The 12,443-nt window shown below is 63.4% G+C and carries 11 protein-coding genes; 4 read left to right on the top strand and 7 right to left on the bottom strand.

Translation table 11 applies throughout. The features are described 5' to 3' along the window. The first annotated feature begins 28 nt into the window (after positions 1-28). The 4 genes from deoC to AC1DX4_RS03170 all read left to right on the top strand — a co-directional run bounded on the left by deoC (position 29) and on the right by AC1DX4_RS03170 (position 5,427). The gene (gene deoC, locus AC1DX4_RS03155) at positions 29-1,084 is read left to right on the top strand and encodes a deoxyribose-phosphate aldolase (protein WP_095202953.1); all 1,056 of its coding nucleotides are present in this window, start codon (positions 29-31) and stop codon (positions 1,082-1,084) included. A 67-nt stretch (positions 1,085-1,151) separates the two neighbouring features. After that, positions 1,152-3,524, top strand: a complete 2,373-nt coding sequence (locus AC1DX4_RS03160) for an aldehyde dehydrogenase family protein (RefSeq protein ID WP_477218915.1) — start codon at positions 1,152-1,154, stop codon at positions 3,522-3,524. A gap of 299 nt (positions 3,525-3,823) precedes the next feature. Continuing rightward, positions 3,824-4,555, top strand: coding sequence for an SDR family oxidoreductase (locus AC1DX4_RS03165; RefSeq protein ID WP_477218916.1), 732 nt, complete (start codon positions 3,824-3,826; stop codon positions 4,553-4,555). 26 nt (positions 4,556-4,581) lie between these two features. Continuing rightward, positions 4,582-5,427 (top strand): fumarylacetoacetate hydrolase family protein, encoded by an 846-nt coding sequence (locus AC1DX4_RS03170; RefSeq protein WP_477218917.1) that lies wholly within the window; start codon positions 4,582-4,584, stop codon positions 5,425-5,427. 173 nt (positions 5,428-5,600) lie between these two features. Here the strand turns inward: AC1DX4_RS03170 and AC1DX4_RS03175 are convergent, their stop codons facing one another. The 7 genes from AC1DX4_RS03175 to AC1DX4_RS03205 form a co-directional block, all read right to left on the bottom strand. Further along, the gene (locus AC1DX4_RS03175) at positions 5,601-6,599 is read right to left on the bottom strand and encodes an ABC transporter ATP-binding protein (RefSeq protein ID WP_477218918.1); all 999 of its coding nucleotides are present in this window, start codon (positions 6,597-6,599) and stop codon (positions 5,601-5,603) included. Between the two features lie 17 nt (positions 6,600-6,616). Beyond that, on the bottom strand, positions 6,617-7,672 hold the full coding sequence (locus AC1DX4_RS03180; RefSeq protein WP_477218919.1) for a Gfo/Idh/MocA family protein: 1,056 nt from the start codon (positions 7,670-7,672) through the stop codon (positions 6,617-6,619). A 1-nt stretch (position 7,673) separates the two neighbouring features. Then, a complete protein-coding gene (locus AC1DX4_RS03185) occupies positions 7,674-8,141 on the bottom strand; it encodes a DUF4304 domain-containing protein (protein WP_477218920.1) in 468 nt (155 codons plus the stop codon). Then, a complete protein-coding gene (locus AC1DX4_RS03190) occupies positions 8,138-8,977 on the bottom strand; it encodes a carbohydrate ABC transporter permease (RefSeq protein ID WP_172221463.1) in 840 nt (279 codons plus the stop codon). Before AC1DX4_RS03190 ends, AC1DX4_RS03185 begins: the two co-directional genes overlap by 4 nt. A 10-nt stretch (positions 8,978-8,987) precedes the next feature. Continuing rightward, positions 8,988-9,917: a carbohydrate ABC transporter permease gene (locus tag AC1DX4_RS03195; protein WP_477218921.1), complete on the bottom strand. Its 930-nt coding sequence runs from the start codon at positions 9,915-9,917 to the stop codon at positions 8,988-8,990. A 255-nt stretch (positions 9,918-10,172) separates the two neighbouring features. Then, on the bottom strand, positions 10,173-11,432 hold the full coding sequence (locus AC1DX4_RS03200) for an ABC transporter substrate-binding protein (protein WP_477218922.1): 1,260 nt from the start codon (positions 11,430-11,432) through the stop codon (positions 10,173-10,175). 2 nt (positions 11,433-11,434) lie between these two features. Next, the gene (locus tag AC1DX4_RS03205) at positions 11,435-12,394 is read right to left on the bottom strand and encodes an N-acetylmuramic acid 6-phosphate etherase (protein WP_477218923.1); all 960 of its coding nucleotides are present in this window, start codon (positions 12,392-12,394) and stop codon (positions 11,435-11,437) included. Between the last annotated feature and the right edge of the window lie 49 nt (positions 12,395-12,443).

Genomic DNA, 12,443 nt, shown 5'->3' on the forward strand with positions numbered 1-12,443 from the left:
ACATGCATTGAACGAGAAAGGGCAGGAAATGAGCAACACGATCCGCGAAGCCGAGCCTGGCACCAGCGCGTCCAAGGTGACGCCGCTGCCGGCCCGCGCCGCCGCCAACACCCCCGTGGCGCTGGACCACCGCATCGCGCGCAATCCCGGCATGAAGCTTGATCTCGGCTTCATGGAATCGGTGCGCAGCGTCAACCGCTCGGCGCTGGAGCGCCGTGTCGCCAGCCTGACCAAGCGGCGCTCGATCAAGGCCGACAACCAGGCGGCCTGGCTGCTGCGCGCTGTCGCCTGCATGGATCTGACGACGCTGAATTCCAACGACACCGAAGAGCGCGTGCGCCGGCTCTGCGCCAAGGCGATCAACCCGTTCCGCCGCGACATCGTCGAGGGCCTCGGCATTGCGGGCGAAACCATCCGCCCAGCGGCGGTCTGTGTCTACCATCCCTTCGTCGCCACGGCCGTGGACGCCGTGCGCGGCACCGGCATTCATGTCGCTGCCGTCTCCACCGCCTTTCCGCATGGCCTGGCACCCTTGTCGACCCGTCTGCAGGAGATCGAGGCCTCGGTGCGCGATGGCGCCGACGAGATCGACGTCGTCATTCCGCGCGGCCTGGTCTTCGGCGCCAAATGGCGGGAGCTCTACAATGAGATCGTCTCGATGCGCGCCGCCTGCGGTGACGCGCATCTGAAGGTCATCCTCGGCACCGGCGACCTCGCCACTTTGCGCAATGTCATGCTGGCCTCGATGGTGGCGATGATGGCCGGCGCCGACTTCATCAAGACCTCGACCGGCAAGGAAAGCGTCAACGCCACGCTGCCCGTTGGCCTGGCCATGGTGCGCGCCATCAGGGCTTATTTCGAGGAAACCGGCTATCTCATCGGCTTCAAGCCGGCCGGCGGCATCTCCACCGCAAAAGCCTCGCTCGACTGGCTGGTGCTGATGAAGGAGGAGCTCGGCCGTCCCTGGTTGGAGCCCGAGCTGTTCCGCTTCGGCGCGTCCAGCCTGTTGACCGACATCGAGCGCCAGCTCGAGCACCATTTGACCGGGCACTATTCGGCCAATCACCGCCACGCAATGGCTTGAGCACCCACCCCGATCGGCTAGGCCGATCGACCCTTCCCGCGAAGGGGAAGGGTGAAGGAGGCACCCCATGAACATTCTCGACCGCTATCACGCCATGGAATACGGCCCGGCGCCGGAAGCCCGCAACGAGGCCGATGCGTGGCTTGCCGCGCGCGATTTCGGCAAGGCGCTGTTCATCGACGGCGGCTGGAAAGCCGCCACCGGCGGCAAGACTTTCGACACCAGCGAGCCGTCTTCCGGCAAGTTGCTGGCCAAGGTGTCCGACGCCAGTGCGGCTGATATCGACGCGGCGGTTGCGGCCGCCGCCAAGGCGCTGCCTAAATGGGCGGCGTCCTCGGGCTATCAGCGCGCCAAAGTGCTCTATGCGATCGGCCGTGCCATGCAGCGGCACCAGCGCCTGTTCGCGGTGCTGGAATCGATCGACAACGGCAAACCGATCCGCGAAAGCCGCGACATCGACGTGCCCTTGGCGATCCGCCATTTCATCCATCACGCCGGCTGGGCGCAGGCTCTGGACAAGGATTTCCCCGGCCACAAGGGCGTTGGCGTCGTCGGTCAGATCATTCCGTGGAATTTCCCGCTGCTGATGCTGGCCTGGAAGATCGCGCCGGCGCTTGCCGCCGGCTGCACCGTGGTGCTGAAGCCAGCCGAATTCACGCCGCTGACCGCCATCCTGTTCGCCGAAATCTGCGAACGCGCCGGCGTGCCGAAGGGCGTCGTCAACATTGTTCACGGCGGACCGGAAGCAGGTGCCGCCATCGTCAACCATGCCGGCATCCAGAAGATCGCCTTCACCGGCTCGTCCGAGGTGGGCAAGATCATCCGCAAGGCAACCGCCGGGTCGGGCAAGAAACTGTCGCTGGAGCTTGGCGGCAAATCGGCCTTCATCGTTTTCGAAGACGCCGATCTCGACAGCGCCGTCGAGGGTCTGGTCGACGGCATCTGGTTCAACCAGGGCCAGGTCTGCTGCGCCGGTTCGCGGCTTCTGGTGCAGGAAGGCATCGCCGAAGCCTTGATCGCCAAGGTCAAGACGCGGATGAGCCGATTGCGCGTCGGCAGCCCGCTCGACAAGAACACCGATATCGGCCCGCTGGTCGACATCAGCCAGCTCGACCGCGTCAAGGGTCTGGTTGCCGAAGGCGCCAAGCAGGGCGCCGTTTGCTGGCAGCCTGATGCGGTGCTGCCGTCCACCGGCTATTACCATCTGCCGACGCTCGCCACTGGTGTTTCGCCGGCTAACATACTGGCCCAAGAAGAAGTTTTCGGACCGGTTCTGGCGACCATGACCTTCCGCAACACCGAGGAAGCGATCGAGCTCGCCAACAACACCCGCTACGGCCTCGCGGCGAGCGTATGGAGCGAGAATATCAACCTCGCTTTGCATGTCGCGCCGCAGCTGAAGGCCGGCGTCGTCTGGGTCAACGGCACTAACATGTTCGACGCCGCCTGCGGTTTTGGCGGTTATCGCGAAAGCGGGTTCGGCCGCGAGGGCGGGCGCGAAGGCATGTTCGAATATCTCACGGCAAAACTGCCGCTCGGCCCGGTCATCAAGCCGGCGACGCTCTCGGCGCAACCGGTCGAGCAGGCCGATGGCGGGGCCATCGACCGCACGGCAAAACTGTTCATCGGCGGCAAGCAGGTGCGTCCGGACGGCAATTATTCACTCGCCGTCGCCACCGCCAAGGGCAAGCTGGCCGGCGAAGTCGGGCTCGGCAGCCGCAAGGATATCCGTGACGCTGTCGCGGCCGCCCGCGCCTGCAAGGGCTGGCCGGAGGCGACCGCCTACAACCGCTCTCAGGTGCTTTATTATCTGGCGGAGAACCTTTCGGGCCGTGCCGACGAGTTTGCCGCCCGTCTGACCGAACTGACCGGTGCTACGCCCAAGGCCGCGCGGGAAGAAGTTGACCAATCGATCGAACGGCTGTTCCTCTATGCCGGCCTTGCCGACAAGTTCGAGGGCCGCGTGCACCAGCCACCGGCCCGTGCCGTGACGCTGGCGCTGCATGAGCCGGTCGGGGTCGTAGGCGTCGTCGCACCGGACGCGTCGCCGCTGCTTGGCCTGATCTCGCTCATCGCGCCGGCGCTTACCATGGGCAACACCGTGGTCGCGGTGCCATCCGAACGCTATCCGCTGCTCGCCACAGATCTCTACCAGGTGATCGAATATTCCGACGTTCCGGCCGGCGCCATCAACATCGTCACCGGCCACACGGCGGAGCTTGCCGGCGTGCTGGCCAAGCATGACGATGTCGATGGTCTCTGGATATTCGCCGATGCCGACACCTGCGCCAAGGCGGAAGCCGACTCCATCGGCAACCTCAAGCGCGTCTGGAGCGGCAATGGCCGCAGCCTCGACTGGGCATCCGACGAAGCGGCTGGCGATGCCTTCCTGCGCCGCGCCGTCGAGGTCAAGAACGTCTGGGTGCCTTACGGAGATTGATTGATACTGCCAGCAATGAGCCCATTTTGCTGCAATACGCATGAACCCGTGTGGCGACGCGACTCATTGTCCGGTTGTCATACATGTCGTTGCACAGGGCAAGCGATATGCATTACATCTGACGTCGCGAAGGTGATCGTGTTCGGGCTTGACGCCCGGACGCATGTTCTTTAACGAGAAAAAACATCTTTATCTGTGAACTGGCTGCGACACAGGCCGCACAATCGAGCCTGGCTGGCACATGACGCCTTCGCCGGCCACCGATAAAGGCAGTTGACCCAAGCAGGCGAGGAAAAGACATGGCGGATCTGGCAGGCAAGGTCGTTGTCATCACGGCAGCGGCGCAAGGCATCGGCAAGGCGAGCGCGCTGGCCTTCGCCAAGGCTGGAGCCACCGTCTACGCCACCGACATCAACGAGACGCTGCTTGCCGAACTCGCCAAGACGTCCGGGATCAAGACTCGCAAGCTGGATGTGCTGAACGACGAGGCGGTCAATGCCGCCTTTGCCGAGATTGGCCGCGTCGATGTGCTGTTCAACTGCGCCGGTTTCGTTCATTCCGGCTCGATCCTCGAGATGAAGGACGCCGATCTCGATTTCGCTTTCAACCTCAATGTCCGCGCCATGATCCGTACGGTACGTGCGGTGCTGCCCGGCATGCTGGAGCGCGGTGACGGCTCGATCATCAACATGTCGTCGGTCGCCGGCGCCGGCAAAGGCGTGCCGAACCGCTTCGCCTATGGCGTCACCAAGGCCGCGGTGATCGGCCTGACCAAGGCGATTGCCGCCGACTATGTCGGCAAGGGCATCCGCTGCAACGCCATCTGCCCCGGAACGGTCGAGAGCCCGTCGCTGCAGGACCGCATGCATGCGCAAGGCGACTACGAAGCGGCACGGGCCGCCTTCATCGCCCGCCAGCCGATGGGCAGGCTCGGCACGCCTGAAGAAATCGCCGATCTCGCCGTCTATCTGGCCGGCGCCACCTATACGTCCGGACAGGCCTATAATATCGACGGCGGCTGGTCGATCTGAACCAATCTGACTGAGGAGAGCATTCTATGAAACTGCTGCGCTATGGCGAAGTCGGGAGCGAACGTCCCGGCCTGCTCGATGCGGATGGAACGATCCGCGATCTCTCCGCCCATGTCGCCGACATTGCCGGCACGGTGCTTCATCCGGCCTCGCTGGAGATGCTGGGCAAGCTCGATCCGAAATCTCTGCCGGCGGTTTCCGGCAAGCCGCGCCTCGGCGCCTGCGTCGCCGGCACCGGCAAGTTCATCTGTATCGGCCTCAACTATTCCGACCACGCCGCCGAAACCGGCGCCACCGTGCCGCCGGAGCCGATCATCTTCATGAAGGCAAGCTCGGCCATTGTCGGCCCGGACGATGACGTGCTGATCCCACGCGGCTCCGAGAAGACCGACTGGGAAGTCGAGCTCGCCGTGGTCATCGGCAAGACGGCAAAGTATGTCAGCGAGGCCGACGCGCTCGATTATGTCGCCGGCTATGCCGTTGCCCACGACGTCTCCGAGCGCGCCTTCCAGGCCGAGCGCCAGGGCCAGTGGACCAAGGGCAAGAGCTGCGACACGTTCGGCCCGACCGGCCCCTGGCTGGTGACCAAGGACGAAGTGGCCGATCCGCAGAACCTCAAAATGTGGCTGACCGTCAACGGCAAGACCATGCAGAACGGCTCGACCAAGACCATGGTCTACGGCGTCGCCTTCCTGGTCTCCTATCTCAGCCAGTTCATGTCGCTGCACCCCGGCGACATCATCTCCACCGGCACCCCGCCCGGCGTTGGCCTCGGCATGAAGCCGCCGGTGTTCTTGAAGGCCGGCGATGTGGTGGAACTGGGCATCGAGGGACTCGGCCAGCAGAAGCAGACGTTTAGGGCTGACGTGTAAACTGCGGAATTCCGTCGCTGCAGCCCTACGAAGTCCCCCTCATCCGGCCGCTTCGCGGCCACCTTCTCCCCAAGGGGAGAAGAGGCTGGCGCCAGCGCTCGTAATCTCCTCTCCCCTCGGGGAGAGGTCAGCCGAGCGAAGCGGAGGCTGGGTGAGGGGGAGTTGCTCCAGAACTACTTCAGCACCTTCCCATCCGCGCCAAACCGATAGGTCTTCGCCGGATCGGGCGTTGCGTAGAGCGTCGCACCAGGCTCCGCATCATACACCCCGAAAATCCGAACCGTAATCAGCCCGGCCTTCTCGCAGTCGAGATACAGATTGGTGTCGGCGCCGAGATGCTCTGCATGGACCACGGTCCCTTTCCAAGCGCCCGACTTCGGATCGACGGTCAGATGTTCCGGCCGCACGCCGATGGTCTTGGCGGTCTCGCCAAGCCGGGCGCCATCGATGAAATTCATCTTGGGCGAGCCGATGAAGCCGGCGACGAACTCGTTTGCCGGCGAATTGTAAAGTTCCATCGGACCGCCGATCTGCTCGATTTGACCGGCGTTGAGCACGACGATCTTGTCGGCCAGCGTCATCGCCTCGACCTGGTCGTGGGTGACGTAGATCATCGTTGCCTTCAGCCGCCGGTGCAGCTGCGCGATCTCCAGCCGCGTGTTGACGCGCAGTGCGGCATCAAGGTTCGACAGCGGCTCGTCGAACAGGAACAGTTTTGGCTCGCGCACCACGGCGCGGCCGATGGCGACGCGCTGGCGCTGCCCGCCGGAGAGTTCGGCCGGGCGCCGCTCCAGATAAGGCTCCAGCGACAGCATCGAGGAGGCGATGCCGATGCGGCGTTCGATCTCGGCCGCCGGCGTGCCGGCCTGCTTGAGGCCGAGGCCCATATTGTTCTTCACCGTCAGATGCGGATAGAGCGCATAGGTCTGGAACACCATGGCGATGCCGCGCTTGGCCGGCGGCGTGGCCGAGACATCGGCACCGTCGATGACGACCCGGCCCGAGGTCGAATCCTCGAGCCCGGCAATGACCCTGAGCAAGGTCGACTTGCCGCAGCCCGAAGGGCCAACGAAGACGACGAATTCGCCGTCCGTCACTTCGAGGTTGATGCCCTTCAGCACCTCGACCGGCCCGAAGGCCTTCTTCACATTCTCGATCTTCAGCGAGCCCACAATATTTGTTCCTAGCTCTAGAGTTTGACGGCACCGCCGCTGCGCACGCTCTCGTCGGCGGCAAGGCAGACGGCGAGTGATTTCACCGCGTCGTCCATGTGTTTGGTGAGATCCAGATCTTCGCGGATCGCCTTCAGCACAAAGGCCTGTTCGAGGTCGCAGAGATCCTGGTGGCCGGGTTCGCCTGCCATCGACAGCATCTCGTCCTGCCTGACGAATTTGCCGTCCGGGCCGGTCGCCGCACTGTGCAGGCGGATAGTAGAGGTCTTGGTGTGGGTGTCGATGTCATCCGACTTCACACCTTCCTTCATGACGATCGACACGCAGCCCTTGGGTGAGATGACATCCTTCACAAAGAAGGCGGTTTCGGAAATCATCGGGCCCCAGCCGGCCTCGTACCAGCCGACCGAACCATCATCGAACAGCACCTGCAGGTGGCCGTAATTGTACATCGAGGGCGCCACCTCCTCGGTCAGCCGTACACCCATGCCGCGCACCTCGACCGGCCTGGCGTCGGTGATCTGCAGCATGACGTCGAGATAGTGCACGCCGCAGTCGACGATCGGCGACGTCGTCTGCATCAATTGCTTGTGTGTCTCCCAGGTATGGCCCGAGGATTGCTGGTTGAGGTTCATGCGGAACACGTAGGGGCCGCCGAGCTTGCGTGCCTCGGCGATCAGCCTGATCCAGGAGGGGTGGTGGCGCAGGATGTAGCCGATCACCAGTTTCTTGCCGTTGGCCTTGGCGGCCGCGACGACACGTTTTGCGTCGGCGACGGTCGTTGCGAGCGGCTTTTCGACAAAGACGTGGCAGCCGGCCTCGAACGCCCTGACCGCATAATCGGCATGGCTGTCGGAATAGGTGGCGATGCAGGCGACATCGGGGTTTTCGTCGCGCAGTGCGTCGTCGAACGAGCGCCTGATGCTATAGCCCGACAGCCCTTCCGGCAAAGGCACGTCGGAGCGGTTGATGAGTGCGGCGATCTCGAAGCCCGGATTGGTATGGTAGGCCAGCGCATGGCTGCGGCCCATATTGCCGAGCCCGGCGACGACGACGCGAAGGGGTTGAGCCATTTCAATCTGCCTTTTCTTGCCTGCGGGCTTTGAGAGCTACTCTCACATTCGGGCCGTTCTCACCGGCGATCTGCAGGGCAGCCTCTTCGCTCTCGCAACGGGCCAGAAGGCCAAAGCCGTATGTATCGACCCCTTCTTTGATCAGAGAAGATCTCCGGTCATTCGGGATCGAATGATCCAGATTGAGCGCCCCTTCAAATGCCTTGGATTGCTCGCTAGTCATCAAAGAGTCGACTCGCCAGATGATGTGGCAATTGTATTCCTTCGGCCGGCGCTCCGGCCCAAGTCGCGTGAACCACACTGCGGCGTTCAGATAGAACTGTGGCCCCCAGGAAGACTTCTGAAGGTTCAGCACACAGATTGTTTCCGGCCGCTCGCGATAGAAATTTTTGGCGCGAACGCCCCGGAATCCATAGCGGCTCCCTGTCTCAACGAGAGCCTGCACGATGGCCTCTTGCCCCTCGCTCACTTGACGGCTCCGGAAGTAATGCCGCGGATCAGCTGCCGCGAGAAGATGACGTAGAGGATCAGCACCGGCATGATCGCCAGCGACAGCGCCGCCAGGATGGCGTTCCAGTTGGTGACGAACTGGCCGAGGAACAGCTGGGCGCCGAGCGTCACCGTCTTGGTCTCTTCCGACGGCGCCAGGATCAGCGGGAACCACAGATCGTTCCAGATCGGGATCATGGTGAAGACGGCGACGGTGGCCATGGACGGCCGCACCAGCGGCAGCACCAGGCGGAAGAAGATGGTGTATTCGGACAGGCCGTCGATGCGGCCGGCATTCTTCAGATCGTCGGACACCTGCTTCATGAATTCCGACAGGATGAAGACGGCGAGCGGCAGGCCTTGCGCGGTGTAGACCAGGATCAGCGAGGTCAGCGTGTTGACCAGCCCGCTCGCCACCATCAATTGCAGGATGGCGACGGTGCCGAGCCGGATCGGGATCATGATGCCGAGCGCCAGGTAGAGGCCCATCAGCGAATTGCCGCGGAAGCGGTATTCCGACAGCGCGAAGGCAGCCATCGCGCCGAACAGAAGCACGAAGAACAGCGAGGCGACGGTGACGACGAGGCTGTTCTGGAAATAGTGGATGAAGTCGCCCTGGCCGATGACTGTGGTGTAACCGATCAGGTCGAAAGTTTTTGGTGTCGGCGGCGTCAGCGGCGCGCCGAAGATGCCGGCGCGGGATTTGAACGAGTTCATGATCACCAGGATCACCGGGAACAGCGCGATCGCCGTGTAGGTCAACAGGATCGCGTGGGCGCCGATGGTGCGGGGCAGCGAACGGGTGGCGGTGCTCATCTCTTGCCCCTCAGAACTGGTAGCGACGCAGGCGCGTCTGGACGAGGAAGAGGTAGACGCAGACGCCGCCGAGGATGATCAGGAACATCATCGTGGCGATCGCCGCACCCATGTTGGGATCGCCGACCTGCAGTTGGAAGCCGAAGAAGGCGCGGTAGAGGAAGGTGCCGAGAATGTCGGTCGAATAATTCGGCCCGGCGAGCGCCCCTTGCGCGGTGTAGATCAGGTCGAAGGCGTTGAAATTGCCGACGAAGGTGAGGATCGAGATGATGCCGATCGACGGCAGGATCAGCGGCAGCTTGATCTTCCAGAACTGCGACAGGCCGGTGATGCCGTCGCATTCGGCCGCCTCGATCACCTCTTCGGGGATCGACAGCAGGGCGGCGTAGATCAGCATCATCGGGATGCCGACGAACTGCCACACCGAGATCAGGCTGAGCGCGGTCAGCGCGTATTGTTCCTTGCCAAGCCATGGCGTGAACAGGCTTTTCAGGCCGACCAGGTCCATCAGATGCGGCGCCACGCCCCATAGCGGCGACAGGATCAGCTTCCAGGCGAAGCCGACGATGACGAAGGACAGGATGGTCGGCACGAAGATCGCCGTGCGGTAGAAGGCGGCAAATCTCAGCCTTGGGCTGGATAGAAGCGCCGCCAGCATGACGCCGATCGGGTTCTGCACCAGCATGTGGATCATGAAGAACCAGGTGTTGTTCCTGAGCGCATTCCAGAACCCGACCGACCAGTTGGGGTCGCCGAACAAGGTGCGGAAGTTCGCCAGCCCGACGAAGATCTGGTGCTGCTCAATGTTGCGGAACAGCGACAGCTGCAGCGTGCCGGCCAGCGGCAGGATCATGATCGCCGTGTAGACGAGCAGCGCCGGCGCCAGGAAGACGCCGATGTGCCAGCGGGTCGGTCTCTTCGGTCGTGTTTCTGCGGCCATGAGTTCGGTCCCCGCCGTCTCTCGGTTCCAAATGGTGTCGATGCTAGATGATGCCTCGATGCACGGCCGTGACATCCTTGCCCGTTTCGGCAAGAACAAAGGCCTGCGACTGATCAGCTAGCCTTTCCCCAGTGGATCAAGGGTAAGGCCGCGAGGCGGTGCCGACAATCGCTATCTGAACGGATGCACTTCTGAAAAACCAGGGTATTCGGAACCGGCCAGGCATGCGCCCAGCCGGCTCCGTTGCCTGAGCTCTTACTTCGCCGGCTTGTACCAGCTGTCGAGACCGGTCTGCAGCTTCTTGGCCGCGGCTTCCGGGGTGTCGGTGCCGTTGATGACGTTGGCCGATTCAACCCAGGTCTCGTTTTCGAGGTTCGGCGTGCCGCGCGACAGGATCTGGTAGGTCGAGCGAATCGTCGACTTGCACTTGCCGCGCCAGGAGACGAATTCCTGCGCCAGCGGGTCTGCCATCTTCACCGGCGAGGAGTTCAGGCTGAAGAAGCCCGGCAGCGCGTTGGCGTAGATGGTGGCGAAATCCGGCGAAGCGACCCAGGACAGGAAGGTCTTGGCGGCGTCGGCGTTCTTCGACGCTGCATTCAGACCCATACCGATGTCGGTATGGTCGGAGATGTAGCAGGTGTCGCCGGCCTTCTCGACCGGGGGCGGGAAGGCGCCCATCTTGAACTGGGCCTGGGTGTTGAACAGGCCGATTTCCCACGAGCCGGCCGGGTAGATGGCGGCGCGGCCGAGCGTGAACAGGTTCTGGCTGTCCGGATAGGTCTGGGCTTCGAAGCCGTCACCCAGATAAGGCTTCCACTTGGCCAGTTCCTCATAGGGAGCGACCCAGTCCTTGTCGGTCAGCTTCTGGTCGCCCTTGATCAGCGCCGCACGGCCGTCTTCGCCCTTCCAGTAGTTGGGGCCGATGTTCTGGTAGCCCATGGTCGCGGCTTCCCAGAGGTCCTTGGTGCCCATCGCCATCGGGATGTAGGTGCCGTCGGCCTTGATCTTGTCGAGCGCGGCGAAGAACTCGTCGCGGGTCGTCGGGATCTTGATGCCGAGCTTGTCGAAGGCGTCCTTGTTGTAGATGAAGCCGTGGATGACGGAAGCCATCGGCACGCAGAAGCTCGCCTTGCCGTCGTCGGTCTGCCAGGCGGACTTGGCCACCGGCGAGAAGTTCTCCATGCCGGGCAGCGCCGAGAGGTCGGCAAGGTTGCCCTTCTTGAACAGCTCGAGCGACTTGTCGAACGGGCGGCAGGTGATCAGGTCGCCCGCCGAGCCGGCGGCGAGCTTGGCGCCGAGTGCGGCGTCATACTCGGTCGGCGCCGATGGTGCGAACACCACCTTGATGCCGGGGTTCTTGGCTTCGAAAGCCGGGATCAGCTTGTCCTTCCAGATGGCAAGGTCGTCACCGCGCCAGCTTTCGATGTTGAGCGTTACGTCCGCGGCAGAAGCCATCCCGGCCGAGCCGAGAATGCTGGTGCCCAAAAGCAGTGCCGTCAGTAGTTTCGTTGTCATGCTCAGTCTCCCTGTTGACCTTTTTCAGGTTCGGTTTTGATGAGAACAGAGGCAGTGCGCCGCTTGCTCCCCTCCATCGCGGAAAGGGCCGGCCGCAGCTTCTGGCCGGCCTCTTCCAGTATCTTCTGCGCCGCATCGGCGCTGTCGGCGCCGGCGGCGAGCAGAATGGCGGTCTTGACCGCGCCGCCGCTCTTTTCGAGCAGACGCGCCGCATCATCCGTACTGCGCCCGCTGATGGCGGCGACGATGCGCGCGGCGCGGTCGCGCAGCTTGATGTTGTCGGCCATGAGGTTGACCATGTAGCCGTCATGGACATGGCCGAGATGGACGGCGGTCAAGGTCGACAGCATGTTGAGCGCGATCTTCTGGGCGGTGCCGGCGCCCATGCGCGTCGAGCCGGCGATCACTTCCGGCGGCGTTTCGAGCAGGATGGAGGTATCGGCCTGACGCAGCAGAGCCGAGTCCCGGTTGTTGGCGATGCCGATGGTGGCCGCACCGCGACGAGAGGCTTCCTCGATGGCGCGCACCGCATAGGGTGTGGTGCCGCTGGCGGAAAGGGCGATCAGGCAATCGCCTGCGCCGATGCCGGCATTGGCGACCGCCGCCGAGGCTTCCTCCGCGTCATCCTCCGGCCCGCCAGCCAGCGTGTGGAAAGCCTCGTCGCCCCCGGCAATCAGGATGGCGATGCGGTCGCGCTGAATGCCGAAGGTGCCGGGCAGTTCCAAGGCGTCGGCCAGTGCCATCAGGCCGGAACTGCCGGCCGCGGCATAGGCAAGCTTGCCGCCGCGGTTCAGCCTGTCCGCAATGATTTCAGCTGCTCTGGCGATGGCGGGGATGGCGTTGCGGACGGCCTTGGCGGCCTCGATCTGCGCATCGACCAGCGAAACAAGGATGGCTTCCGGAGCCTGGATATCCAGCCCCTCGGCATTCCTGTGAAGCGCTTCGGTGCGCGTTTCAGCCATCCGTGTTCCTCCAATACCAGAACAATACCAAAAAAATACCACTTGTCCA

The organism is Mesorhizobium sp. P3_A8, assembly GCF_056402995.1.

Bases quoted from the DNA above. Each gene is read 5' to 3' on its own strand.
- deoC (WP_095202953.1), top strand. From the start codon at position 29: ATGAGCAACACGATCCGCGAAGCCGAGCCTGGCACCAGCGCGTCCAAG.
- AC1DX4_RS03200 (WP_477218922.1), bottom strand. From the start codon at position 11,432: ATGACAACGAAACTACTGACGGCACTGCTTTTGGGCACCAGCATTCTC.
- AC1DX4_RS03205 (WP_477218923.1), bottom strand. From the start codon at position 12,394: ATGGCTGAAACGCGCACCGAAGCGCTTCACAGGAATGCCGAGGGGCTG.
- AC1DX4_RS03170 (WP_477218917.1), top strand. From the start codon at position 4,582: ATGAAACTGCTGCGCTATGGCGAAGTCGGGAGCGAACGTCCCGGCCTG.
- AC1DX4_RS03190 (WP_172221463.1), bottom strand. From the start codon at position 8,977: ATGAGCACCGCCACCCGTTCGCTGCCCCGCACCATCGGCGCCCACGCG.
- AC1DX4_RS03195 (WP_477218921.1), bottom strand. From the start codon at position 9,917: ATGGCCGCAGAAACACGACCGAAGAGACCGACCCGCTGGCACATCGGC.
- AC1DX4_RS03165 (WP_477218916.1), top strand. From the start codon at position 3,824: ATGGCGGATCTGGCAGGCAAGGTCGTTGTCATCACGGCAGCGGCGCAA.
- AC1DX4_RS03160 (WP_477218915.1), top strand. From the start codon at position 1,152: ATGAACATTCTCGACCGCTATCACGCCATGGAATACGGCCCGGCGCCG.
- AC1DX4_RS03180 (WP_477218919.1), bottom strand. From the start codon at position 7,672: ATGGCTCAACCCCTTCGCGTCGTCGTCGCCGGGCTCGGCAATATGGGC.